This is a genomic window from Pantoea sp. PNA 03-3 (assembly GCF_003201175.1).
GTDB classification, from domain to species: domain Bacteria; phylum Pseudomonadota; class Gammaproteobacteria; order Enterobacterales; family Enterobacteriaceae; genus Pantoea; species Pantoea stewartii.
The window spans coordinates 1-22,552 of record NZ_QICO01000010.1 but is presented as its reverse complement, the minus strand read 5'-3'; the positions used below and the strand labels follow the sequence as shown (position 1 = coordinate 22,552).

The following is a 22,552-nucleotide window of genomic DNA, read 5'->3' as shown; positions in this document are numbered from 1 at the left end:
GCCCTCAGAGGTACACGCAGTTACGCTTTCGCCAGAGCAGATAGCCAAAGTTCTTTTTCGTGGCCGGGCTGTTGTGGGTGCTGCCCCACAGCTGCGTCGAGGTCCCGAACGGATGGCAGTCGCCGGGTTCGGGATACATGTTGACCATCTGATAGCGCCATCGCGATTTTGGGATGATCGGGGACGGATATTCATAGCAGACCGCCGTGTCGGCCCCGACCGTCTCCATCACCAGCCCCTCGCGGTGCAGCTTGAAGGCCATGCGTTCCGTCACCAGCAGGGACGCCTCCAGCGGTGAAAACTCGTTGCTGGTATAGCCCGTGAACGGGTACATCGAGCCCTGTGCACCTGCGCACCAGAAAAGCGGGTCCAGCGGCATGCCCGCCGTGGACGAAATGGAGTCCGCCGCACAGGCCCCCTGCGCAAGCAGGTTATTGAACAGCGCCACTTCCGGATTGATGATCATCGAGAGCGTACTGTCGTTCCACAACGGATCGACTTCCGAGAGGTACGCAATATCCATGTCGCCGGTCTGCATACAGCCGGTACTGGTGATGATGTTCAGCCAGAACAGCAGCGGGTATTTATACCAGTGCACGTGATAGAAGGCCCCCGGCGCGGGCCTGTCACTCTGCCCTCCGGTCCCGGTGCCGGTGCGCCCTAGGTCGATTTTGAATCCGCCCATGTTGACCATCACGCCTGGTTCGCGCGTAACGTCGGTGAGCGCCAGCGGCTCCCAGAAGCCGATGGCCAGCCCCAGACGGTAAAAGATGCCGTAGGGGCACAGCTGAATGGGCATAGACGGGTTCGGCGTGTCGGGGTGTGCGCCAGACGCCAGCTGAATACTGCCGAGCGTCATGGGAAACAGGCACTTCCAGCAGACGTCGCTGATGGGATTTACCCACCGGCCATCGCCGGCGTTGCTGCCTCCTGCCATGGCAGGCCTGACGGCCGTCATGGAAAGCAGCAGGCACAGCATCAGAAGTAATCGTTTCATTCGTCAGCCTTTGCCGTCAGCGGACGGAGCCAGACGCAGACCGGACCGTCGTCAGTGTCATGGATGCTGCCGGTAAACCAGCCCTCGCCGGGCGGACTCACCGGCATCCAGTCGCTGCAGTCGCCGGTTTTCCAGTAGCGCTCCATCTGCCAGTTTTCCACGTCGTTTTCCATCCACGACGTGGCCGACTGCAGGCTGTGCGTCTTCAGCCAGTCATGAAATGCACACGGTGGCGCATACTCTCTGTTGTCGGGTGGTGAGTAATAGAAAGGATGAGTCCAGTGGCCCCAGCGATCGCGCACGACCTCACGGGCTGAGATGTCAGCATGGTTTGTCATAAATGAGATTCCGGAAACAGGGCTGCGGGGCTGCCCGCATCAGTTAATCAGGCCTGCCCGCGGTGTGCAGGCTGAGGCGTACCGCAGCAGGGCGAGGAACGAACAGCCTGCGTGCAGCGGGAAGGAAGGTTTCAGACACTCACGCGAAATGCTTTATGGCCAGAACGGTGGCAAAAAACACCGCCATTGCCAGGGTCATTACAATGCTGTACCTGTCCATAATTTGAACTCCGCTTAAGAAAATTGTGTCAGCTGGCTACGAAAGGCTCAGCCCGCCTGAAGTGCAGGGACGCAGGATGAGTCAGACTCAGTGACTGCCTCCGTCACCACCACCGCAGTCGCTGCCGGCATCGGGGGCGCTACAGCCTCCGTTATGCCCTCCACTGTCAGGGCCGCTCATCATTACGACCGACGTGGTGCTGCTGTCATCACCTGCTTTTCTGGTCAGAAACGTGTCTGCCTGCATGTCAGGTGCGCTTTTACCGAAAATTATCATCCAGAACATCCACAGCACGGTTGCGATACCTGCTGTCACCAGAAGGATCTTTGCCACAATCATGATTCATGACTCCTTAATAAGGCCTGCCCTGCCTAGTACGGATTAACACGGAAGGCGCATCACCTCTGATAAAGCGAAGCTCCCGCCATCCAGTCATCGTCAGTCCCGGCCTGATGTGAGGAGCGTGCTTTTTTTGATGGATAGGAAATAAAAGCCCAGCCGGTATAACCGTCGTTAACACCATACTGGAGGATGCCTTTTTCAATCTGCTCTGCCACGGACCGCAGAAAATGCGGCAGCGTTTCAGGGGCTGTTTGGTGCGTACCCTGCAGCAGAACCACCACTGCCTCTCTGTCAGGCATCGGCATGTAAGGACCGAAAACCTGCGTATAGGCCCCGGGCTGCGCTCTGCCCCCGAAAGCGTCGGGACCAAAAAATGATGGGCTTTCTGCGGTAATATCAGACTCCATCTGCCAGCGTAAAACCCCCTCTTTGCCCAGTTTCCCGCCCGTAAATGTCCCTCTTTCCTTTCTGAGTGAGCGGGCAAGCTGGCGCAGGCCATCAGGTATTTCCCGCTGCAGCGTACCCGGCGAGCCCCAGCAGAGGATGCTGACCTGCTGCAGTGGCCATGCCTCCTGCAGCCAGCCCGAATGCACATCGCGCTGTGTTATAAACGACCGCGGTGTAATGACTGTCTCAGCTTCAGCATACCGTGGTGCGTTTCGTCCGCCTGCGCGAAGTGCCAGCGCTCTGTTCGATTGCTTACGTATGAATTTTCTGAAGTTTGAGGCCACCCACAGGGTGAAGGGAAGCCCACCCGCGACATACAGCACTTGTAGTTTTTCCACCTGATGCCTCCCGGTTCACAGGTCAAATCTGGTGCTCCATGAATACAGTTGTGACTCATTCGAGCGATGCCTTGTCCATCTCTGTCGGAACACAGATACCGTGCCGGCGCATGACCTGCCGCACATCCTCTCTGTTCAGCGAGGCAATAATGACGTCCCGCCGGACATCCTCGCTGACTGCCCCAAAGAACCGGATGGCCGCACGGATAATTTTTGACTCGGAATACATGGGGTTTTCGCCGGTCATGCTGCGCAGTTCCTCTTTGTCCTGCTCGTTCATGCGCACCGCAGCTGAAAAAGGGAGCGTTTCATGTCTCATTTCAGTGCTATCTCCTCGACCCTGAGCGCACGGCCGTCGCGCGTGATGCGCACCGGCGTGTGCTCAAAGCCAAATTTTGTTGTTAACGTACCGTACTGGTCGAAGTAGACCGGTTCATCCAGCGCAATGCTGGTATCGTGAATGTTGCCTTTCACCAGGATGACCTTGAAATTCTGCCGGCCTTTTATCTGCTGCCGGACCCACCCCATCTGCACCTTACTGTCGCCGTCAATGAAGAAGAGCGTTTCGCTGTAAGGCACGCGGTCAAGCGGATTGATTTTTTCCCCGGCCCGGGCGATGACGTGGCCACTCATGTCGCGGATGGTTTCGCCCACGGTAAAGGTCGGGTCGTAGCGGTACACCCGGTCTTTGATCGCGGGCGTAAGTCCTGCAACGGGCGGCGGGCGAACCGCGTGGGCCTTCACCCGCGCCACGGCTTCGCGCTGCAGGCGGTCCAGTTCCCCGCTGTCACGCAGGGTTTTGAGCCGCTGCCCGATGAAGTCGAGCAGGTCGGGTTCGGCGATCGGAAACAGGTGACCGACCGTGCCCAGGTCTTTCGCGCATGCAGGCCACACCACCAGAGCCAGGAGCAGCGCACCCAGCTGTCGTATCATGGTTTCGCTCCACTCAGGTCCGGCGTGCCTCCGGCCGGCTGTGCCCCCTGCATCTGCCGGGCAATGTCGGCCTGAATCACCGGCGTAATGTCCTGTACTTCGCTCACCACTGCGCCCTTCTCCAGTACCACCGCGTTATGTGCCTGCTGCCAGTCTGCCAGGCTGCTTTGAAGGGCATTATTGAAGCGCGTCGTCAGCGAGGCGGCCCGCTCAGGCGTCAGCGTCATCTGTGCGGACTGCTGCTTGAACGCGTTAACCGTTCCCCGCATATCAAACACCACGGTATCGGGCTGCGCCAGCCGGCAGGCCAGTACGCTGATACCGGCACAGGCCACCGCCAGCAACACTGCGCAGCACAACCGCATCCAAGCCTTCAGGCGTCCTGAGTCCTCACGGGCCGCAGCTGTCGGTAATGTTTCGCTCACAGGCTGTTTGTCCTCATGCATAGTGTTTTTCCTTCTGGCTTTCCGGCTTCCTCAGCCCCGCCCACAGCTCCAGCGTTGACAGTTCCTCGCCGAATTTGAACGGCTCAGAGGCCAGCATGTAGGCCGCCTCTTCACTGGTGGCCCCTGCCTTCTGCGCATCCGCCATGTACTGGAACTCACTGGGTTCTGAACTGAACATGGCCCGGGTGACCGGATCGGTGAACACGCGGTGAAACGAGGTGTTCTTGCCGGTTGACATCATCACCGAGCTGAAGCCGGTATCGCCGGCGCCCTCAAAGCCCCGGATAATCTCCGTTTCCATTTCGCTGAACTGATCCGGGTTGGCATTCAGGTAGGTCGTCAGCGCCTTGTTATCCTGCAGCAGCGTCACCTTGGTACCCGAGCAGGTCCAGGCCGCAGCCGCAGCCGACGGGGCTGGCTGCTCCGGCAGGCCGGTGAAGTCGCTGATGCCCTGCGTAATGGTGATGAAGGCGCCCATGTGGCGGCGCACCGTGCGGTATCCCGTTTCGATAAAGCGCGCCGCGTGGGGGTTGTGGCCGCTGAACAGGCGCCAGGCCTCGTCGATAACCGCCAGTTTTTTGATTTTTCGCGACGAGTGATACATCTTGTCCTGAATAGCCAGGATCAGTGAGTACAAAATGGCGGACAGCAGATGCGGCTGGCTTTCCAGGCTCAGCATCTCCAGCACCGCAAAGCGTGTCTCGCTGTTGAGGGTCGGGTTGTCGGAATTGAAGTATTCTCCGTTCGTTCCCCACGTGCACCACTGGTCAAGCAGCAGCACCAGCTCGTGAATGCGGTTCATGATGGTCGGCTGCTGACCGTACTCCTTCTGAACCGCATCCGACTTCATGTAGTTCACTACGTCATCAATACGGGCTTTGTTCTGCTTCGCTTCCCAGGCGGCGTTAACCGCCTTGAGCAGCACCGACTCACTGATCTGATCCAGCTCGCCTGCCGGACTCGCCAGCACGGCCAGCAGACCTTTGACACGCTCGGCCATCCTTTTGATGTCGGTGATGTTGGCAAACGGGTTAAAGCGCAGTGACGCGCCGTCGAGATACACCCCACCCGCCTGGTGGCAGAAGTTTTTGTAGCTCTCCCCCATGTCAATAACCCAGCCGTATCCGCCGGAGTTGAGTACCTGGCGCAGCAGTTCCTGAATGAAGAAGGATTTTCCTGCCCCGGTAGTGCCGGTCACAGCAATATTGGAGTTGGTCGCGCCGTTTTTCTTTTCAAACATGTCAAAAAACGCCAGTTGGTTGCGGTAGGTCGGCAGCGGGCTGCCCTTCTCTGACATCTGCCGCTCCGCCACCACCGGCATCATGTTGGCTGCGTTGAACGTCTTGCAGCGCAGCGTGGCCCCCATGCGTTTCATGTCCTCCCACAGCCCCTCCTGCATCATAAACGGCAGCGTGGTGAGCCAGTTGCGCAACTGCATCATCTTGGGCGCAGAAATCTGCAGACCGTTTTTGCTGAACACGTTCGTAGCCTTCACCTCACAGAACTGCTGTTCCTTGTCGCTGTCCGGCGTGAAGAGCGTCAGGTTGAAGTTGATGTCACACATGGAAATTTCGTTGGTGCTGAGGCCCTGCCGGAGTTCCTTCCACTCGTGATAGGAGCGCTCAACGCCGGGGAAAAGGCGGGCATAGGTGCTGGCCGCCTTTTTGGCCAGATCCTGCTCTTTGCGAAAGGCCTCATTCTGGCTCTGCATCTGGTCCTCCACCGCCACCGTCCAGCTCAGGATAAACGGGCAGGGAATGCCCAGCTGGGGAAAGCGCATGTTCTGCAGGTTGTCCGCACCCTGCCAGAGCGCGAACTGTTTCGGCGCTGCGCTCAGTTGCATACTGACGATGCGCGTGGCTGACACCAGCGAATCGTCATCCTCGTCGAGGCGGCGGTCTTCGGGCTGGCGCGCGGTGAGCATGCGCAGGTAGCCGGGATACACCTCAAGCTCCGTGCTGGGGTGCACCGCCTGGCGGTGAAGCTCCTGGTCCGGGTTCCAGTAGCTGTCGCTGGCTGTTACCTGGCCAGGGCGGTAGTTCAGTTGCTCGCGCATTACCGACAGAAACTCGCCGGGCTGGATACGGCGGCAGTCCATATAGGCTCCTTTCAGGGCCATGGTCACGCTGTCGCGCACCCGGCTCACCTCATCCATGCCGCTGATGCCGCCCCGTCCGGACTGGGCGTAGACCAGGAACACGCGGTAGTTGCGCAGAAAAAGCGGATAATCACGCTTGTTTGTGAAGCCTTTGAGCGCAGCCCGCTCCCAGTAGGCCCGCGCAATGGCGTTCAGCCGCGGTGCCATCGGCCCCTTCCACATGTCGGTACTGAGCGCCTGCTGGAGCATCCCGCCCACACACTTGCTGGCCACCATCATCACGGTCAGGGGCGTTTTACGGGGCAGCTTTTCGCGCAGCAACGCGTCGAGGCCCTGCACCACCTGCTGGTTTGCGCCGATGAGCGGAGACAGCTCCAGCATAAATCCGACAGACCGGCCGTTGATGTAGAGGTCGCTCTGCCCGTCGTACATGCGCCAGGGCAGCAGGCTGCTGAGCGAGGGATAGCTGAAATTCTGCTGCAGCAGCGCCGAGGCCTCTTTCGCACCGCTCACCTGACGGCCGCTTTCCAGAATTCCCGCGAGCTGATCGAGCCATTTATTTGCCATGCTGCCTTTCCTCCCTCACCCGAAATTTTGTCATCAGCGCTCTTACGGCGGCGTACAGCCAGAAGCGCTTTCCCGTTCTGGTATGGCACTTCTCGTAAGCCTCAGAGAGTGGGGCATACAGATGACTGCAGGGCTTATTTACCTGATACAGCCCTGCCTGAAGCAGCATCGCTTTCGACGACGCCATGCCTGCGGGCGCATGGCGGGTCAGCCAGACAACCCGCCCCCGCCCCTGTCCGGTACAGGACGTATGAAGACGATCACAGGAAATAATGTATGTAGGAGAACGCTTCATCACTTGCCCTCGCTGATCACGCGGTAGTCCTGGTCCCAGCGGGACCGGTTTTTCACAAATTCCACGACGGCGGGCTGGTGAAAGCTGTCCTGGTCATCCACCCAGGGCGCGATCCACAGCCGCTGTGTCACATCCGGCGTGCGGCGTGCATCCACTTCGCCGGGGCCACTGTCAGCCTCCGGCGTGGCCGCGCTGACAGGCCTGTAGGCAGGCAGCGGTGACGTCAGGCTCCGGCCTGCCGTTGTCCCGTTGCCCGTATGGGGGACTGTGGCTGTACCTGCCACGCTGATACCCCGGTCCGGGCTGTCGGTGCTTTTGACGTTCACCGGTACGGTCAGCGGCTCAGCGGCAGGCTTTGGGCCGGAGGCATTTTCCCCGCTCAGGTCATCAAGGCTTTTGTGCTGCGCGGCCAGATGGCTTGCCTCGCTCATGGACAGGCACTGGTCCGTTGCCGTTTTATTGCAGTCAAAGTCGGTGTTCATACCGGCGCAGCCGGTGAGCGCCGCGCACAGCAGTGCGCACGCAAAGAGTTTTTGCATGGTGAAGTCCTCTGGTGCGGCAGCGCCGCGGATAAAGGTATGAATGTAAAAAGTGGCGGTGAGAATGGCCTGTCGGATTAAACGGATTCAGCCTGGCCGGGGGCGAGGCTGCTGAGCAGCGACTGGGGGCCAGGGGCGTTACCGCACCCGGCCACACGCTACGCAGACAGATGAACGACACAGCCCGGCAGAAGCACTGACGCGTTCACGAAAAAGCGCCTCAGAAAAACATGCCGGGTTCCTCAGTCGTTTTCTTTGTCTGTTCGCTCATAACAAATATCATTAACACACCAGTATTTACCGATGTCCCGACCGTCTGTTAATAAAGTGGTTTTCGGCTCCATCACCGCTGTGCCGGGTTTCGCGTTCACACAACCGCTGACTGTCACCACGCACTGGTCAACACCAGCACAGAAACATCGTCATCATGGCTAAAGAAGCCGTGGCAGTTGTTTTTCACCATCGCCAGCGAGCCAACCTGTTGCTGTTTATCTGCGAGTCTGGAATGGACTATCTTCGGACACACATACAGCTCGAACACCGCCAGTACCCCGCCAAACCCCGCGAGTAAGAGAAGTGAAAGCAGGAGTTCAATGATCTTCGATGATCGGTTATTTAACACCTTACCAGTCGTCATACCTGTCACTCCTTAACCCGCAGTGGCACACGCATACTGAAACTGAATCTTTTCATTGCTGCCCCGTCCCGTTTACCGGCGTCTCGTTTCGAACATATGCACAAATACGGCAGCGACGAACGAAAGCAGAACCCCTGAGCAGGGTCCCGTATAAAGGAATGCTTTGCTGGCCACCTGAAGCTGACCGGCTCGGGCAACTTCAACGAGCCAGCCCACAGGTATAATGAGCCAGGTGACGAATCCTGAGAAAACAGGGACCATACTCAACCTGCTGCCGAAAGAAAGCAGCTGGATGGCCAGCGTGGACGAAGCAGGCAGGAACAGTATCTGCCAGAACTGCCACGTTATGCCCCCGGATGGCCCCACTTCCCATTCAAGCATGATGGCAACAGTGCCGAGGTTGAGCGCCAGCATAAGAAACGTAAGCAGAAGAGCTGTCCGGCGTTCCCTAGTGTCGTATTCAATGGGTTTGAGGTTCATACCCTTACCTCCCCGCTTTTTTTGAACCGGAACCGGATGCCTTCATTGCGCACTTTTCTCATATCCAGTTCGACAATCTTGCCCATCAGGGTGATCAGCATGATGGCCCGCTTTGCGCCTTTCGGCTCATGCCATACCGCCTCAAACCCTTCAAACACGCCGCTTTCGAGAATAAGCGTGTCACCGTGCACCGGCGGCTTTTCGCAGGTCTGAGCCACCTGCCCCGCACCGGCCTTCAGCACCGTGATCTGCTCATCGCTCATGACCGCCAGACGCTCCCCAAAGCGCACAATCTGCGAGACGCCGCGCGTGGCCTTGATGGTCGTGGTGTGAATTTTTTCCGGATCGAAGCAGGCAAAGCCGTAGCCGGGAAACAGCGGCGTGGGCTTCACGGAGGTAACCTTCCCGTCCGCCAGCCGACGGCCGGTGTAAAGGGGAAACCAGCACTCCACGTTCTGGTTCATCAGATGCGCTTCCGCGCGTTTTTCCTGACCAAAGAGCGTCTGCAGTACGTACCACTGTTTCATCGGCGTGTTCCTGTCAGTTGATGGTGTCACCCAGCCGGAGCTGGCTGGCCTGCTTCAGTACTTCATTGGGGTCAAGCACCGCCGGGCGGCTGCCGTTAGCGTTAACCGCAGGCGTGTTGGCTGCCGTTTCCTGCACCTGAACCTGTGAGGTGTTCTGTTTGTCTTTCTCAGCCTCCTGCTCCTCGATGGTCTTCAGGCGAAAGCCCTGCTGAAACACCACCGTCACGGCGTTGCCGGCTCCGATATCAATGACAGGGTGATACTGTTCGGCGCGCTTGATGTAATACTGGCTCAGCGTGTCGGCCGCCTTGCTGGCACCGCCGCCGAAGCCCTGTTTCAGGATGTCGCCGGCACCGATGGTGGTCGCCCCGCCCAGGCCCACCATGGGCGTGGCCGCCGACTTGAAGCCGTCCCCGAGGCCTGACAGAAAGCCTGCGCCGCCCGCGTTCATCAGTATTTGTCCGTTACGCATCACCGGCTTGCCGCGAATGCCCTGCTTGCCCTGATAAGCCACGTGCCCTTCAAACGGCATATCAATGTGGTCCCCGTTTTTCAGGTTGCAGCTGATGTTCTTGGTGCGGACCTCGCCGCGCTCGCTGGAGATGTCCCCGTAGATTTCACCGGTGACGCGGCACTGGTCCATGTTGTAAGTTTTGCCGTTGGGCATAGACACATCGCCTATCAGCGTGAGGACTACCGGCGTGGTGTTCTGCTGGCCGGTCACGCTGGCGTTGGCGTCGGCCCCCTCGATCATCACGGCCTGTGAAAATGAGCCGGACGAAATCCAGGGCAGATGCGGCCACTTGCGGCTGAGCGAGGCGTAGGTGAAGGTTTTCCGCATCAGCCCGCCCGTCTGCGATGCGGCAGCAGCGGGCAGCGTGCCCTGGGCCTGACCGGGATAAAAACGGCTGCCCTGACCACTGGCGGGACCGCCTGCCGGATCGGTGATACGCCACTGCGCCGGTCCGGCGGGTCCCAGCGGAACCGGCCCGCTCTGCGATGAGCCGGGACCAGACGGCGTGCCGGTGGCGCCAGCCGGCGTCGAAGAATGGCTGCCCTGTGACTGAAGTTTGTCCAGCGCCGCCGTGATCTGCTCCAGCTTGCGGTCAAGCGAGGCCGCCTGTCCGTCGACTTTAGTGTTGAGATCCTTAAGCCCCTGTTCAAGCCCGGCCGTTTTGTTCTGCTGCTGCGTCAGTACGGAGTTTGTCACCGCGTCGGTGAAGCTGGGCGTGACCAGTCCCGTACCGGTCAGGTCGGCAGGCTTATGCGCCGCCTGGTGCTTCAGCGCAGCCTGATGCTGGTTGTAAAACCAGACGCCGCCGCCGGTAACGGTCATCGCGGCCAGTGCTCCGCCTGCTATCAGCCACTGACGGCGGCGGGTGACGGTGTTGATGTTGCTCACGATGCACCCCCTTCATCGGTGGAAAAAATCACCCAGACATAGCCCTCTCCGCCCGCATAAATCGTACGGGTGGACAGCATCACGGCGCGCACCCCCTTCTGCCAGAACTGCCTCTCCGTCAGGGCCCGGGTGACGTAGCCGGTGTTTTTCATGCGGTATCGCATGACGCGGAAATGCGCCCCTGCCAGCTGGCGCTCCGGCGTGAGCAGCACGCCTGCGGCCGGCGCGTAGTCCGGCCCCTGCGAGGCGGAAAGCTCGGTGTAGTTGTCCGGTACGCCGCCGTTCACCACAGTGCGCGCCAGTGCCACCAGGGTTTTCTGAAAAGGCTGACTTTCCTCCCAGGCCTTCGCGTCCGGATTTGGTTTCAGACGGGTGCGGGCCGGTATGAGCAGCAGCGTGCGCCCGTTACCCTTCTCCGGCACCACGTCGAGCGACAGGCCGATGCCGTCTGCGGTCTCCAGAAAGATGGTGAAGTCGTGCGACGTGAGCGGCGTAATCAGCAGCGCGCCGTCAGCCGTATTTTGCTGCGTGAACGCGCCGTCCGGACCCGACACGCCGGTGATGAGCTCGCCGTCGATAATGATCTTGTTGGGACTGGTGAGGCTCATCTTTGAGCGCAGATGCGCATTGTTATCAAAAACCGTGCCCGCAGGTCCGCTGATGGCGGCGACGGCGCAGGGCGACAGGCAGGCACCGGCAACCAGTGCGGCAGTCAGGGAGATTTTCATGGTTTTGTCCCGGAATCATCGTTGTTGAAAATGGCAGGCCAGGCCACTTCAGGGAACGCCGTCAGGCGGATGAGCCCGTTGTCGTACTGAATGTGCAGGCGGTACGCTTTTTTCTCGTCGGGCAGGTCGGTTCTGGAGACGCCATTCGCGGTGGCGGTCCGGACAGCTCCGGGCTGGTTCAGCGCCACAGTGCCGTTCATGGTGCTGGCATGTATCGTGCCGCCCACGATGATGTCGCCCGTTTTGGGATCGGTGGCTTCATGTTCAATGCTGTAAACGCTGGAGATACCGTTTTTCTTTATGTAGCTCGCCTCAATGACCAGCGCTTTCTTCAGCGCAGAACGCTCTTCCGGCGGCACCCAGCTCAACAGCCGCGCATGCTGTCTGTCCACGGTTTCAGGGGTAACGCTCAGGCGAAGGCTGATGAGCGAACGGGCCAGCATGCTGTACAGATTTTCATCCCCGCCGTCCATGGTCGATGAAAAGGGACGGTCATAGACCATCGGCGTGGTTATGGTCCGCTGATGCCAGTAACAGTACCAGGCCAGCGAACCGGTAATGCAGTTGGCCAGAACGCTGACAATCAGCAGACCGCTGAGCGTGAGCAGAAGCAGGGCCAGCAGGCGGTCGCGTGATTCTTTAACCTCGAGCTTCATTATTCCTCCCGCTTGCGGGGAAAAGGCCGCCCGAAAGGGCGGCATGAGACTTACTGCATCCAGTGTCGGTTACAGGAATCGGGGATACGCAGAAACCGCACCCTGAAAAACAGGGTGGGCAGATACCAGTAAAGGAGATTCAGGAGCCACCAGGACCCCTGCCCTTTCTTGAGGTGACGGATACCCATCCAGAAAACGGCACTGATGCAGAGCATGGTGACAAAGTTGTTACAGAAGAACCCGATTAACCCGAACGTGAGCAGCACGCACGCTTCCTCGGGCGGAAGACCCAGCCAGCGTTTCTGCTGATTGAGGGTTTCGGGGAAGCGGTATCTGGCTGATTCCCGCTCGTCCATCGGTCAGGCCCCGATCATTCCGTAGAGGGCGCGGGAAATGACCAGCATGATGACCAGACCGACGAAGATGAGCGGATTACGGGTTTTGATGAAGCCCACGAGGGACATCACAATTTCGCCCATATAAATCCAGCGCAGAACGGTACTGTTCAGGCCGAACGTATCGGTGGCATCCCCGGTCTGCGTAGCCATCAGGTCGGTTGCGCTGGCCACGTGCGGGACAATGACGACCGCAAGCATGAGCGCAAAAAACATCGTTTTCTGCACTGCGGCGGCGTCGGGTTTATTGAGGGTTTTACGATGGGTGAAACGAAGATTTTTAAGACGAGAGGCGGTGTACTGAATGAAATTACCTGGCCGCACTTTGGGGCGTTCAGGCAATGCTACCGCCACGTCAGCCGGTTCCCCGGAAACGAATTTATCAGCGTGCATTTATTTAATCCTGTATGAGACGATCGAAAAGAACATATGCAACTGAATGACATATGCGGTTTTCAGATATATAACGGGTAATGCCAGAAATGGATTCCGGGTGGTTGACCTCCTGCTGTGTGTAGAAAATATAAATGAACTGGCGTTCAGTCGATAAGCCCTGGTGTTGGCTTTAATATTTTTATAAAACGATAAGTGCGCTAGTTACCGCTGTCACTCCTAGTTTTCAGACTCAACATGCATCTCGTCTGCAGGCGGTAAGTACTTAAGAAAACCTCAGCGCTGCAACTACACCCCAAAAAGTACTCAAAAGATACTCATTTAGAGGTTCTTTTTATTTTTAATGCCTGAACAAGCTGGCGTGGCATCCGTAACTTTGTGCAAGTCATCATCGTTCAGCTTAGGCGATAGGCTGTAGATGCTGCCTTGCGTGGCGTTTACAAAACTATACTTTAAGTCAGCACATTTTGTGAAGACCCATTTTGAGTTGTTTTTGAGGATTTAAAGTTAACTTTTTATGACGACATAATAAAGTCTATATAATTTAATGAGTTGCAGAGCTTTCACCATCCTCAAAACCTCTTCATTCGTGTATCATTTCCCCAAATAAAGACAAATTTTCAAGTGCAGGCATAAAGTACTGTCAGCCTGAACACAATGACTGGGAAATGGCCGTGGAAGACAACAACAAAAATCTTGAGAAAGTACTGGAGTTGTTTGATAGAAAAGGCATTGAGAAAAGGAAGCAGGCCACCACTATGGCTGGGATACTGGGTATCCAGTACAAGAGTGCGAAACAGAAGCTGGATGGGAAGAGAGGTATTCGGTTCGAAGAAGTACGAAAAATACACGAATATTTCCGTGAGGCCTACAATAAACGCCCTCAGTACAACGGCATTTTTATCGTCAATGACTTACATATGCGATGTAACATTGAAGTCGAAAGTGAAGATGCTGAGCAAGTAGAGGCCGGGGTGAACTATGCTTATAAAGATGGCGAGTACTGGATAGTCAATCCTACGTCTAACCGGATACACAGATCGTTGAAAAAAGTTGTAAACCTCGAAGTGCTGCCTGCTCCACGTATAGCCATTCTCGACAACGACCCTGAGATCCTGGATCTGATGAAATCAGTATCAAACCGGTTTGGGATCGAGGCAACTCTCTTCAGGGATAAGCTCGAAATGCTTGAGCACGTCAAGCGGCACTTTTATGATGCTTATATTGTGGACTGGCTTCTGGATTACGAAGAAAACGCAGGCGAGATCATTAAAACTATCCGCGCTAACAACGCAGCTGTTCCCATAATCATTTTAACGGCCCAGTTGGATCAGCATGAAAATGAAATAGGTGAAATCATAGCTAAACAGGGCGTAGAAATCCTGGAAAAGCCGTCAAGAGTGACAATCATTTCATCAATCCTGATTTCTCACCTTTTTTACTGATTACGGGATTCAACATTCAGGCGTTGAAGATGGTCTGATCCGTTATGTAACGCCATAGCCTCGGCTTGTGTCTGACAATCAGGAGAACATAAACACATCGGCTTTAAGTATGGTTACTGAATTTACTCATCTTTGTAACGATATGTGGACCAGATTAACCACTCCGCAGGATTATAAAATTTCAATGATATTGAGGTTATTTAATAGCTGACAAAAAACACTGCATCCCTTATTTTTTCTGGAAAAAGTTAGTGATTAAGGAGGTCCTGAATGGAATATCTTAAGCTCAGCGCCGAACATCTTAAAGAGGTCTATGACATCCGTTTTTCGGTTAATGAGAATCTTGTTCACGCCCACCAGATCCAGTATCTCCAGCGCCAGCAGGCACTGGATGATATTGCTCAGGGAGGGGGATGGATTTGCCGCGTCGGAGAGGAATATGCTGGCTACGGATTTGGCATTTACATCCCTAGTGATGACCAGATCAATTACATTACCCACGCCCTGATAGGTGGCCTGTTTGTCAGGCCAGAATACCAGGGCAGGCATATCGGCACGGAACTCATAAAACGCGTGACACAATGGTTTTTCGATAAAGGCACAGAACAGATCGAACTGACCACAGACAGTAATTCCCGTGCTGTTGAGTTTTATAAAAAGAACGGCTGGCAGCCGGAAGGTCTGGATGAGTTCGGTCAGCTGGTTATGAAAAGGAATCGAAGAGATGACGAGTAAAATCCTTGCATTGGTAATGAGTGTAATGCTGAGTCCGGTGGCGCTGGCAGACAGCTTCAAGCTGGTTGACGGTAATACTGTTAAAACTGTATCGACCGCTGACCTTGAGAAAATGCCAGTGGCCAGCATCACCACAGGAACCAACTTTACGCCGAAGGCCACATTCACCGGCGTTCCGTTTCAGGTTTTCCTTGATGAGTACGGCATTAAAGCACAAGCACTGCGTTTTTTTGCGCTGGATGAGTACAGCTACACCGTGCCAGTGAAAGAGCTGCTGAAATACCATGCCATACTGGCCTACCGTAAAAACGGAAAAAACCTGCCTGTTTCGGATATGGGGCCTTACGTAGTCATCTTTCCACGCGATGAGCACCCGGAACTACCCAGAGCAGACATCAATGCCAAAACGGTATGGATGATTTCTGAAGTGAAGGCGGTCCAGTGAAAGGGAAACAGTTTACTCTGATATGTCTGTTACTGACTTCACTCATGGCAGTAAGCATGTATCTTACGGTTTCTCACTTCAATGCCATCAGGCATCAATATAACCAGCTAGACCCGAATCTGGATAATTACTCAACAGGCGAGGTGCTCTTTCTGAGTTTTGAAAGGATGCGGACTGCGGTATACGAAACGGACGAACCTGATGCATTCCCACTGCAGAAGGAAATATTTGATGCAAAAGTAAACGTGCTCAATTTTAAATCCAGAGACAGCAATTCATTTTATTTCAGTAAACACTTTTCTGCAGACGTAAAAACTCTTGAGGAGCAGAGCAAAAAACTGGGAGAAATCTATTCATCAATGCCTCCGGGCAAAATTCGCCAGAAAGCGTTACTGCATCAAATCGAAGTCATGACGCCAACCATGAAAGATATTCAGGAGGTCATCTACAGGATTCAGATTAATAACTTCCATGGTATGAAATTTCTCATAACAGACAACACAGGCTTAGCAGAGCTGTATGCGCTCTGCGTCCTGTTTTTATTTTTTTTCTTCGCCGCTTTTGTGTGCTACTACGTCCTTACACTGAAAGAAGTGATAAAGAAAAAAAATATGTTCATCTCAACTATCTATCATGAATTTTCAGGTTCAATCCATAAAATTCAGATGTCAGCAGACATGATTAACCCGCGTGACGATGCATTCAACACGCAAAAATATCTCAGCAAAATCATATTCCATACAAATAAACTTTTTCATCAAACCAGAGAAATTATGGAGTATTCTAAAATTGAAATCGGAAATACGGCTCTTAAAAACTCATCCTTTACACTAAAGTCACTTATGGTAGCAGCCGTCTCATTATTTAATGAACAGCACGGTAACCGACTGGTAACACGAATACACCCCCATAAAGGCATGATTTTTTCTGATATGGGAAAATTGACGTCAATCATCCATAATTTTCTGGATAATGCCAACAAGAACACTACTCAAGGGACCATCAGGATTTATGTGAAAAGATCTCACCGTTATTTGGTGATACGGGTCAGTGATAATGGCTCCGGATTTGACATCAATAAACTCCCATTTCTGTTTCGTCCGTTCAATCAGGGTATAAAGGCAGAAACAAGGCAGGGCATTGGTCTGGGACTTGCCATTGTAAAAAACCACGTCAAAGCGCTGAACGGGAAAATAAAAGTCAGGTCAGAACCAGGCATAGGCTCAGTTTTTACCGTTTTTATTCCGATAAATACTTAACGCCAGGGGCAACCGGCCCCTGCTCTATTTATCCTCCTGAAGATAATACCGTCCTTCCGCTTCAACTTCCGCTTTGTTCATAGCTTTCAGATTTTCATCCAGCATTTCTACTATCCTGTCTTCGGTATTATCTCCTCGCATATGGAGGTAGATTTCAGAGATCATAGCTATGAGAATGCTGATACCTTCACGGCTTCCACTTACTTTACGTATGAGTTCACGGTTAAAGCCTTCCTGATCGAACCTGTCTCCATCTTTTTGAAGTTTTTTTATTCTTAGCCCTATCTCAACGAGCTTACCCACTTCGGAGGAAAAATTAACTTCGCCGTGTGTGGCACCGTTCTGGATTTCGATCTGAACAAGTTCATCGACCTCCCTTAAAATTTTCTCTCTGAAATAAACATTCCTTCTGGCCATAATCTACCCGTATAATTTCCTGTGTTGTAAAATTAAATTTATAAAATTCTTTTATGTTTATTGCATTGATATCATTCAGCGGCATCGAAAATTATCTTGCAGTTTCTCCGCGTGTGTCAATCCGGCACTGTGTAATAATTTCTACTGGCCTCCTGAATGTGTGTCCATCCGGCACTTTAGAGCATCGTTTAAGTATATAACCAACTGAAGAGACTTGAAAATAGATAAAATTATGAAAATTTATGTGTGTTGTTCCGGCACCATATAGCCTTTATTATGTGTGTCAGTCAGGCACCACATGTGTATAAATCAGCTATAAGCTACTGAATTTAAAAATTAAACACAATTAACACACAATACAGTGCCTGTTACAGTGCCTTATTAACACACAAAGCGGCACTTAATAAGCACACCAATCAGCACTGTAATAACACACCATCAGGCACTCATTTGTGTGTGTATTAGCACACATTTTCCGGTATACATTCAAAAAAACATTTACATTAGAACATAACGCCATGTTTTTAAAAAACAAAACGGCAAGATGAAATCTTGCGTGGGGTGTGATGATAGTAAAACTGTAAAAGCGGCTTGTGAAATAACCGCCTTATCTTAAATTTAAATAAACCCCGCACCGGTTCCGAAACCCATCCGCAAGCGCACAGTGCGCGTCTGTAACGAATTATCTTGCACGGGATGATCTGGGAGAGTATTTTTTATCAGGCAAATCACAGCGCATTCTGCGCGCGCATATGAGACTTATTAAATATGAAGTGGTTAACCGCCGTCGTCTTTTTTACCGCGTTCAGCGCCCAGGCTGAACCTGATATGTGTTTCACCAGAGCCGGACATGATTTCGGAATCGATCCGCGCCTGCTCATGGCGCATTCCATTCAGGAATCACGTATGCGTAATAACGCGGTTAATGACAGGAGCGCGCATAAAAGCACGGACGTCTGTAATATGCAGATTAACAGCGCCAACTTTCCCAAATTAAAAAAATTTAATATTACGCGAGAAAGATTACTGGCCGATCCCTGCATCTGCATTTATACCGGCGCGTGGATCGAGGCGCTGAACTTTAAGCAGTATGGCAGGACATGGGACACGGTCGGCATGTATAACACCGGCCCGAACCCGAAACTGATCAAACAGCGCAGGGAATACGCGGCGATAATTAAAAGTATCTACCGCGTTCTGGTGGCCAGGGATGAAGTCTATGCAAAAATGATAAAGGGCGCGCCACAAGAAACATCGCCCCCATTAACGCTGAGCCGGAATGATCCCGGCACCGCCAAAAAGTAAACCCCGGCGAACCGGGGTTTACTTTTTTCAGCTTTTCAGCTTCGCGAATTCCTCCGCCATCTTCCACAGCGCCTGATTTAATTTTATGTCGCCGTCGATGCCGTTAACAGGGCGCGTGGTGGTGCGCTTCCCTTTTTCAGTTCGCCCCGACAGGCCACCTTTTACCAGATTCTCCTGAACGATATTAAAGGCCGTCCACAGGTCGGTGCCTTTGTCATGCCAGCGGCGGGGGTGAATAATATTTTCGGCGGTCACCGGCGGTGCCTTGTCTTCATATTTGTACTCCAGCGCCAGCTGGCCCAGCAGCAGCCTTTCTGCCTTATCCAGCTCGATCCCCTTCATTATGCCGATATTATTTTCGACTTTTTCAAACACATCGAGAACCGAATACGCGCCTTCGATCACCTGGCTGACAATATCGCCTTTGTGCGGCACGCTGATTTCCCCGAACGTTTTCCAGCAGACCAGCCCGTTGGTGCAGACTTCGCGGAAAATACCGGGGATCATTTTGTAACTGCTGGAACCGTCATGACTGTTTACCAGAACAATTTCAGGCACCTCCTTGCCGCTGCCGTTATTTCCGCGACGCAGGCGGATCATGTGTTTGGTAAAATCCCGGCGGTTCTGGTCGCGCACACGGGACTGTTTTGCATAGAAAGGTTCGAACCCTTCGGAGCGGAGTTTGTCGAGCAGGGTAATCGTCGGAATATACGTATAACGGTCTGAACGCGACTCATGTTTTTCAACGGAAAACGCGCTCGGAACGTAGCGCATCAGCTCATCATTGGTGAGCGGGCGGTTTTCACGAATAGATGTTTTCTGAGCATAACGGCTTGCAAAACTGACCATAATAATGACCTCTCAGCGTGAGTTAATAATTTGCAGAATTACAGCCGGGGTTAAACCCGGCATCAGGTATCACGTTCTCAGCGCGGCGCTGATTTATTCCCCGCGTTTTCCAGGGACCAGGCGATCATTTTTCGGGTCCGCGCGTAATTGATAGCCGTGTAGCCCAGGTCGAATTCATAAAGGGCGTATGGCCAGCCCTCCCAGACATAAATTTTGCGTGGCTCACCGTCTTCTGACGGGTCGGTGATTTCTTTAAACAGCGCCAGCTCCTGCCAGGTCACCCCGCCCGGCCCGCAGAAGGTGCCGTTGTCGATGATGAATTCGCTGAGATCCTGAAACTGATCTGCTGTCAGTCCGGTGTTGACTTTTGTCCCGTCAACCCGTGTTTCGGTAGATTCAGTAGCGGCGGTCTTGACGTTGTGTGTGTTCATGCTGGTTCTCCTCTGTCGGTTGCTGTTAACCATGTTTCGGTGAGTTCATCGCGGCGAAGGGCAAAGTGGCGCCGGCGAAGTGAGGACAACCAGGGGCGAAGACAAAAAGTTTTTGCGGGGGTATGCGTAAAGTTTTTGGCTGAGTGCATTTCACCCCTGATTGTCTGAGCTGACGGTGGTACTGTCAGCCCTCCGCGGTGCGCCACCGGAACAGAACAGCCGCACGGGATAACATGAGCATGAACACCTGCGGCACGACGGAACGGCGTGACGGCCTTAAAGGGCGCGGCCGCGCCCGGTGAACGCACCGGCGACAGCCGGTTGCAGCCGTTGACCTCAGCCATCAGACCTTAGCCGGGAGGCCCGAAACGCGGCCCTTTGCGGTTCGGCGGAGACGGGCGGCAGCTTTTCCGCCGCCTGTCGGAGTAGGGCTGACGACTGCCCGCCAGGGCAGGAGCCGAAGGGGGCCATGTCCCGGCTGTGGCTTCTGAAAAGGCGAAAATGGTTCGTCAGGCAGAGGAAGCTGGCCATAAACTCAACCGGCCATACCCGTTCTGGCATAAATACTGGCCAGAATGGTCACATTACGTATCAGGGTGGTGAAGCTGGCCCGCAGAGTCACAGCACGCGGAGGGAGGGAGCCGGTGCGTCAGCACCGGGTTTTGCCCGGCCCGAAGGGCCTGCAGGGTTTGCGCCCTGCACGGCACGGAATCAGCCTGCGGCTTCATCCCTGAAATGCTCACCGGCGCGGATAAGCAGCTCGCAGAACGGCAGATCTTTAGCGCTGCACAGGTGCATAAGATTTGCCAGCAGATCGGTAATGGCCGTTTCTGCCAGGTCATTTTTACTGTCCAGCCCTGTGCAGCGGGCGAAGGTGACGACTGCCGCCGCAGCGCTACAGGTCACGTCGGTTATTTCCCACGGAACCGGATGCAGCGCGTAATCTGCCAGGTCATCGAGGTCGGCTATTTTCAGTGATTCCGCAGACGCAACGACAGTGGGCGTTACCAGAGCGGATGGGGTGTTTTTCAGCATCGGGAACTTCTCCTGAGTGAGTGACAGCAGGGCCGGAAACAACCGGCCCTGCCCCGTCAGATTCGCACTTTGCGGTTATAAATGGCACGCCAGTCGTTGTAATCGCTGCCTTTTCGCAGCGGCTCCAGACTGCAAAGGTTTTCGGCCAGCCCGTTCATGACCAGAACGCGCTCAACCGCTTCAAACCACGACTCCTCCTTTGCCACCGGAAACCACATATTCGCATTGTGGCCACTCAGCAACGGATGACCACAGAAATGCACCCCCCTGCCCCGCTTCGTTTCGCAACCCGTTACAGTCACCGTGGCCCTCACCTCCTCAGAAGGCGTGCGGCGGGCCAGCTGCTCCACGATGTCTGACCAGCAGACCTCACCGGATTCCGGCACCGGCAGTTCGATGCAGTTCAGCGCCTGCCATCCCGCGCGGGCCGACAGCCTGGCGATTTCCTTCAGGGTTGGATCATCATTCGCCCCTTCCGTGCTGTGAATAAACTGACCGTGGATGTAAAACGCTTCGTCACCGTTGTCCAGGGTGATGACGCAGTACTGGCCCAGCGCGCGCGCAATGTCGTCCTCGGTGACGCGCATGAGTTCGGCATTTACTGCCTGATTTTTCTGGCTCATGCGCTGGCCCTCATCATCAGCCTGACGCAGCCGATAAAAACGGGCCACAGCCTGAACGGCATTGCCGGTACGTGTGCCTGCTGGCCGCTGCGCAGTGCGTTTACAAACAGCGCCGCCTGTGCGACGATTTGCGGGTCAAAATTCATATTCGTTGCTCCGAGTGGGATTTTGATGTGGCGGGTAGTTACAGCTACCCGCCGTGAAGAAAGCAGGGGCAACCCTGCTTTTTTTGCGCCTAAAACTCCATGCCCTCCATGATTTCGGTTTCGTCCAGACGCGTGGACGGATGCTGATATTCCCGCAGCGCTTCCGCCACGTGCGGATGGTTCTGCCAGACGGCATGAACGCTGCTCACATCCAGCATGTCGGCCTCCTGACGTAGCTGGCGGGCCGTCGCATGGTTGTCCCAGCTGGCCTCGTAAGCGGCCTGCTCACGCAGCGCCTGTTTCTGTGCCGCAATACGTTCGAACGCAGCCGGATCGGTTTCCGGCACGGCCCACTCCAGCGTGCGGGCATTGCCGCACAGCACCACGCGGCGTGCAATATCAGTAATGGTGGCGATGTGCGGTTCAAAATCGTACCCACCCTGTTCATCCAGCTTCCAGTCCCCGCTCAGGTCTGCCTTTACCAGCAGCTCCATCGCCTCCGGGAGAGAGTCCGCACAGCCCAGGGAGACTTCCGCGTCACACCAGTACGTGCCGGGATAGAAATCGTCGTCAGGAAGCTCCATGCGACCGCTGACGGTAAGGCCAAACGGGCGCGCCGCCTCGATAAACGACTGACGCAGCGCCTCACGCTGGAGCGGGGCATTTTCCTGAAGCCACGACAGATCGGGCAGGTCAGGCACGTCCATCCCGTCCCACTCTTGTGGTGGCACAGTTTCAAAGATCAGCGAGAGGACGGACGTTGCCAGCTCGTACGCAACCGGGGTGGCGATATCGCCTTCATCAAGCATCGTCGTGATGCGTTCTGCCGCGTACCGGACATCAGATAACAGGTCATCAAGGTGATCCGGACCGAACGCATCCAGCGCGGCCAGGGCGCGGTACATCATCAGATTGCCTTCCAGTTGCGCCAGGGTGAGCAGACGGTCTGCACGCAGGAGCAGAAGCACGTCGAATTTTTGTTTCACCCATGTTTCGGTAGATTCAGAAGCGGCGGTCTTGACGTTGTGTGTGTTCATGCTGGTTCTCCTCTGTCGGTTGCTGTTATCCATGTTTCGGTGAGTTC

The 22,552-nt window shown here is 54.8% G+C and carries 29 protein-coding genes; 5 read left to right on the top strand and 24 right to left on the bottom strand.

The window, feature by feature from the left end; genetic code table 11:
• Positions 1-4 precede the first annotated feature (4 nt).
• The 17 genes from traU to C7433_RS20425 all read right to left on the bottom strand — a co-directional run bounded on the left by traU (position 5) and on the right by C7433_RS20425 (position 12,778).
• The gene (gene traU, locus C7433_RS20510) at positions 5-997 is read right to left on the bottom strand and encodes a conjugal transfer pilus assembly protein TraU (protein WP_110268810.1); all 993 of its coding nucleotides are present in this window, start codon (positions 995-997) and stop codon (positions 5-7) included.
• Positions 994-1,335, bottom strand: a complete 342-nt coding sequence (locus C7433_RS20505; RefSeq protein WP_088900843.1) for a hypothetical protein — start codon at positions 1,333-1,335, stop codon at positions 994-996. Before C7433_RS20505 ends, traU begins: the two co-directional genes overlap by 4 nt.
• Before the next feature lie 307 nt (positions 1,336-1,642).
• Positions 1,643-1,894 carry a hypothetical protein gene (locus tag C7433_RS20500; RefSeq protein WP_019104688.1) on the bottom strand — a complete coding sequence of 84 codons (252 nt, stop codon included), beginning with the start codon at positions 1,892-1,894 and terminating at the stop codon, positions 1,643-1,645.
• Between the two features lie 59 nt (positions 1,895-1,953).
• Positions 1,954-2,682 (bottom strand): hypothetical protein, encoded by a 729-nt coding sequence (locus tag C7433_RS20495; RefSeq protein ID WP_110268809.1) that lies wholly within the window; start codon positions 2,680-2,682, stop codon positions 1,954-1,956.
• A gap of 55 nt (positions 2,683-2,737) precedes the next feature.
• Positions 2,738-3,001: a hypothetical protein gene (locus tag C7433_RS20490; protein WP_110268808.1), complete on the bottom strand. Its 264-nt coding sequence runs from the start codon at positions 2,999-3,001 to the stop codon at positions 2,738-2,740.
• Positions 2,998-3,615 carry a type-F conjugative transfer system protein TraW gene (gene traW, locus C7433_RS20485; RefSeq protein WP_110268807.1) on the bottom strand — a complete coding sequence of 206 codons (618 nt, stop codon included), beginning with the start codon at positions 3,613-3,615 and terminating at the stop codon, positions 2,998-3,000. The genes C7433_RS20490 and traW overlap by 4 nt, the downstream gene beginning before the upstream one ends.
• Positions 3,612-4,061, bottom strand: a complete 450-nt coding sequence (trbI, locus tag C7433_RS20480) for a type-F conjugative transfer system protein TrbI (RefSeq protein WP_110268806.1) — start codon at positions 4,059-4,061, stop codon at positions 3,612-3,614. The genes traW and trbI overlap by 4 nt, the downstream gene beginning before the upstream one ends.
• Positions 4,054-6,726, bottom strand: a complete 2,673-nt coding sequence (gene traC / locus C7433_RS20475) for a type IV secretion system protein TraC (protein WP_110268805.1) — start codon at positions 6,724-6,726, stop codon at positions 4,054-4,056. Before traC ends, trbI begins: the two co-directional genes overlap by 8 nt.
• 294 nt (positions 6,727-7,020) lie before the next feature.
• Entirely contained in the window at positions 7,021-7,560 is a 540-nt protein-coding gene (gene traV, locus C7433_RS20465; RefSeq protein WP_110268803.1) for a type IV conjugative transfer system lipoprotein TraV, read from the bottom strand.
• A gap of 385 nt (positions 7,561-7,945) precedes the next feature.
• Positions 7,946-8,197, bottom strand: coding sequence for a hypothetical protein (locus tag C7433_RS23970; protein WP_233255806.1), 252 nt, complete (start codon positions 8,195-8,197; stop codon positions 7,946-7,948).
• Between the two features lie 72 nt (positions 8,198-8,269).
• The gene (locus C7433_RS20455; RefSeq protein ID WP_110268802.1) at positions 8,270-8,677 is read right to left on the bottom strand and encodes a hypothetical protein; all 408 of its coding nucleotides are present in this window, start codon (positions 8,675-8,677) and stop codon (positions 8,270-8,272) included.
• A complete protein-coding gene (rfaH, locus tag C7433_RS20450; RefSeq protein ID WP_110268801.1) occupies positions 8,674-9,204 on the bottom strand; it encodes a transcription/translation regulatory transformer protein RfaH in 531 nt (176 codons plus the stop codon). The genes C7433_RS20455 and rfaH overlap by 4 nt, the downstream gene beginning before the upstream one ends.
• 13 nt (positions 9,205-9,217) lie before the next feature.
• Positions 9,218-10,606, bottom strand: a complete 1,389-nt coding sequence (gene traB / locus C7433_RS20445) for an F-type conjugal transfer pilus assembly protein TraB (RefSeq protein ID WP_110268800.1) — start codon at positions 10,604-10,606, stop codon at positions 9,218-9,220.
• Positions 10,603-11,334: an F-type conjugal transfer protein TraK gene (traK, locus tag C7433_RS20440; protein WP_110268799.1), complete on the bottom strand. Its 732-nt coding sequence runs from the start codon at positions 11,332-11,334 to the stop codon at positions 10,603-10,605. Before traK ends, traB begins: the two co-directional genes overlap by 4 nt.
• Entirely contained in the window at positions 11,331-11,990 is a 660-nt protein-coding gene (locus C7433_RS20435) for a TraE/TraK family type IV conjugative transfer system protein (protein ID WP_110268798.1), read from the bottom strand. The genes traK and C7433_RS20435 overlap by 4 nt, the downstream gene beginning before the upstream one ends.
• 50 nt (positions 11,991-12,040) lie before the next feature.
• Entirely contained in the window at positions 12,041-12,346 is a 306-nt protein-coding gene (gene traL / locus C7433_RS20430) for a type IV conjugative transfer system protein TraL (protein WP_110268797.1), read from the bottom strand.
• Between the two features lie 3 nt (positions 12,347-12,349).
• A complete protein-coding gene (locus tag C7433_RS20425) occupies positions 12,350-12,778 on the bottom strand; it encodes a type IV conjugative transfer system pilin TraA (protein ID WP_110268796.1) in 429 nt (142 codons plus the stop codon).
• A 668-nt stretch (positions 12,779-13,446) separates the two neighbouring features.
• Between C7433_RS20425 and C7433_RS20420 the strand changes: the two genes are divergently transcribed.
• From C7433_RS20420 to C7433_RS20405, 4 genes are all read left to right on the top strand, one after another.
• Positions 13,447-14,223 carry a response regulator gene (locus tag C7433_RS20420; protein WP_110268795.1) on the top strand — a complete coding sequence of 259 codons (777 nt, stop codon included), beginning with the start codon at positions 13,447-13,449 and terminating at the stop codon, positions 14,221-14,223.
• A gap of 270 nt (positions 14,224-14,493) precedes the next feature.
• A complete protein-coding gene (locus C7433_RS20415) occupies positions 14,494-14,958 on the top strand; it encodes a GNAT family N-acetyltransferase (protein ID WP_110268794.1) in 465 nt (154 codons plus the stop codon).
• The gene (locus tag C7433_RS20410) at positions 14,948-15,403 is read left to right on the top strand and encodes a molybdopterin-dependent oxidoreductase (RefSeq protein WP_110268793.1); all 456 of its coding nucleotides are present in this window, start codon (positions 14,948-14,950) and stop codon (positions 15,401-15,403) included. The genes C7433_RS20415 and C7433_RS20410 overlap by 11 nt, the downstream gene beginning before the upstream one ends.
• Positions 15,400-16,662 carry a HAMP domain-containing sensor histidine kinase gene (locus C7433_RS20405; protein WP_233255805.1) on the top strand — a complete coding sequence of 421 codons (1,263 nt, stop codon included), beginning with the start codon at positions 15,400-15,402 and terminating at the stop codon, positions 16,660-16,662. The genes C7433_RS20410 and C7433_RS20405 overlap by 4 nt, the downstream gene beginning before the upstream one ends.
• 24 nt (positions 16,663-16,686) lie before the next feature.
• On the opposite strand, the gene C7433_RS20400 is transcribed toward C7433_RS20405, so the two are convergent.
• On the bottom strand, positions 16,687-17,079 hold the full coding sequence (locus C7433_RS20400; RefSeq protein WP_110268792.1) for a relaxosome protein TraM: 393 nt from the start codon (positions 17,077-17,079) through the stop codon (positions 16,687-16,689).
• A gap of 768 nt (positions 17,080-17,847) precedes the next feature.
• Between C7433_RS20400 and C7433_RS20395 the strand changes: the two genes are divergently transcribed.
• Positions 17,848-18,384 (top strand): lytic transglycosylase domain-containing protein, encoded by a 537-nt coding sequence (locus C7433_RS20395; protein ID WP_110268791.1) that lies wholly within the window; start codon positions 17,848-17,850, stop codon positions 18,382-18,384.
• A gap of 27 nt (positions 18,385-18,411) precedes the next feature.
• Here the strand turns inward: C7433_RS20395 and C7433_RS20390 are convergent, their stop codons facing one another.
• From C7433_RS20390 to C7433_RS20365, 6 genes are all read right to left on the bottom strand, one after another.
• Positions 18,412-19,233, bottom strand: a complete 822-nt coding sequence (locus C7433_RS20390; protein WP_110268790.1) for a DUF932 domain-containing protein — start codon at positions 19,231-19,233, stop codon at positions 18,412-18,414.
• Between the two features lie 77 nt (positions 19,234-19,310).
• Entirely contained in the window at positions 19,311-19,664 is a 354-nt protein-coding gene (locus C7433_RS20385) for a hypothetical protein (protein ID WP_199227873.1), read from the bottom strand.
• 711 nt (positions 19,665-20,375) lie between these two features.
• A complete protein-coding gene (locus C7433_RS20380) occupies positions 20,376-20,699 on the bottom strand; it encodes a hypothetical protein (protein ID WP_110268789.1) in 324 nt (107 codons plus the stop codon).
• 56 nt (positions 20,700-20,755) lie between these two features.
• Positions 20,756-21,322, bottom strand: coding sequence for a hypothetical protein (locus C7433_RS23965; RefSeq protein ID WP_227008756.1), 567 nt, complete (start codon positions 21,320-21,322; stop codon positions 20,756-20,758).
• Entirely contained in the window at positions 21,319-21,468 is a 150-nt protein-coding gene (locus C7433_RS20370; RefSeq protein ID WP_033776915.1) for a hypothetical protein, read from the bottom strand. Before C7433_RS20370 ends, C7433_RS23965 begins: the two co-directional genes overlap by 4 nt.
• A gap of 89 nt (positions 21,469-21,557) precedes the next feature.
• The gene (locus C7433_RS20365; RefSeq protein ID WP_110268788.1) at positions 21,558-22,505 is read right to left on the bottom strand and encodes a hypothetical protein; all 948 of its coding nucleotides are present in this window, start codon (positions 22,503-22,505) and stop codon (positions 21,558-21,560) included.
• Positions 22,506-22,552: the final 47 nt, after the last annotated feature.

Bases quoted from the DNA above. Each gene is read 5' to 3' on its own strand.
- C7433_RS20490 (WP_110268808.1), bottom strand. From the start codon at position 3,001: ATGAGACATGAAACGCTCCCTTTTTCAGCTGCGGTGCGCATGAACGAG.
- C7433_RS20420 (WP_110268795.1), top strand. From the start codon at position 13,447: ATGGCCGTGGAAGACAACAACAAAAATCTTGAGAAAGTACTGGAGTTG.
- C7433_RS20455 (WP_110268802.1), bottom strand. From the start codon at position 8,677: ATGAACCTCAAACCCATTGAATACGACACTAGGGAACGCCGGACAGCT.
- traU (WP_110268810.1), bottom strand. From the start codon at position 997: ATGAAACGATTACTTCTGATGCTGTGCCTGCTGCTTTCCATGACGGCC.
- traC (WP_110268805.1), bottom strand. From the start codon at position 6,726: ATGGCAAATAAATGGCTCGATCAGCTCGCGGGAATTCTGGAAAGCGGC.
- C7433_RS20385 (WP_199227873.1), bottom strand. From the start codon at position 19,664: ATGAACACACACAACGTCAAGACCGCCGCTACTGAATCTACCGAAACA.
- traW (WP_110268807.1), bottom strand. From the start codon at position 3,615: ATGATACGACAGCTGGGTGCGCTGCTCCTGGCTCTGGTGGTGTGGCCT.
- C7433_RS20415 (WP_110268794.1), top strand. From the start codon at position 14,494: ATGGAATATCTTAAGCTCAGCGCCGAACATCTTAAAGAGGTCTATGAC.
- C7433_RS20500 (WP_019104688.1), bottom strand. From the start codon at position 1,894: ATGATTGTGGCAAAGATCCTTCTGGTGACAGCAGGTATCGCAACCGTG.
- C7433_RS23965 (WP_227008756.1), bottom strand. From the start codon at position 21,322: ATGAGCCAGAAAAATCAGGCAGTAAATGCCGAACTCATGCGCGTCACC.
- traV (WP_110268803.1), bottom strand. From the start codon at position 7,560: ATGCAAAAACTCTTTGCGTGCGCACTGCTGTGCGCGGCGCTCACCGGC.
- C7433_RS20380 (WP_110268789.1), bottom strand. From the start codon at position 20,699: ATGCTGAAAAACACCCCATCCGCTCTGGTAACGCCCACTGTCGTTGCG.
- C7433_RS20400 (WP_110268792.1), bottom strand. From the start codon at position 17,079: ATGGCCAGAAGGAATGTTTATTTCAGAGAGAAAATTTTAAGGGAGGTC.
- C7433_RS23970 (WP_233255806.1), bottom strand. From the start codon at position 8,197: ATGACGACTGGTAAGGTGTTAAATAACCGATCATCGAAGATCATTGAA.
- C7433_RS20425 (WP_110268796.1), bottom strand. From the start codon at position 12,778: ATGCACGCTGATAAATTCGTTTCCGGGGAACCGGCTGACGTGGCGGTA.
- C7433_RS20505 (WP_088900843.1), bottom strand. From the start codon at position 1,335: ATGACAAACCATGCTGACATCTCAGCCCGTGAGGTCGTGCGCGATCGC.
- C7433_RS20370 (WP_033776915.1), bottom strand. From the start codon at position 21,468: ATGAATTTTGACCCGCAAATCGTCGCACAGGCGGCGCTGTTTGTAAAC.
- traL (WP_110268797.1), bottom strand. From the start codon at position 12,346: ATGGACGAGCGGGAATCAGCCAGATACCGCTTCCCCGAAACCCTCAAT.
- C7433_RS20410 (WP_110268793.1), top strand. From the start codon at position 14,948: ATGACGAGTAAAATCCTTGCATTGGTAATGAGTGTAATGCTGAGTCCG.
- trbI (WP_110268806.1), bottom strand. From the start codon at position 4,061: ATGCATGAGGACAAACAGCCTGTGAGCGAAACATTACCGACAGCTGCG.
- rfaH (WP_110268801.1), bottom strand. From the start codon at position 9,204: ATGAAACAGTGGTACGTACTGCAGACGCTCTTTGGTCAGGAAAAACGC.
- C7433_RS20390 (WP_110268790.1), bottom strand. From the start codon at position 19,233: ATGGTCAGTTTTGCAAGCCGTTATGCTCAGAAAACATCTATTCGTGAA.
- C7433_RS20435 (WP_110268798.1), bottom strand. From the start codon at position 11,990: ATGAAGCTCGAGGTTAAAGAATCACGCGACCGCCTGCTGGCCCTGCTT.
- traK (WP_110268799.1), bottom strand. From the start codon at position 11,334: ATGAAAATCTCCCTGACTGCCGCACTGGTTGCCGGTGCCTGCCTGTCG.
- C7433_RS20365 (WP_110268788.1), bottom strand. From the start codon at position 22,505: ATGAACACACACAACGTCAAGACCGCCGCTTCTGAATCTACCGAAACA.
- C7433_RS20395 (WP_110268791.1), top strand. From the start codon at position 17,848: ATGAAGTGGTTAACCGCCGTCGTCTTTTTTACCGCGTTCAGCGCCCAG.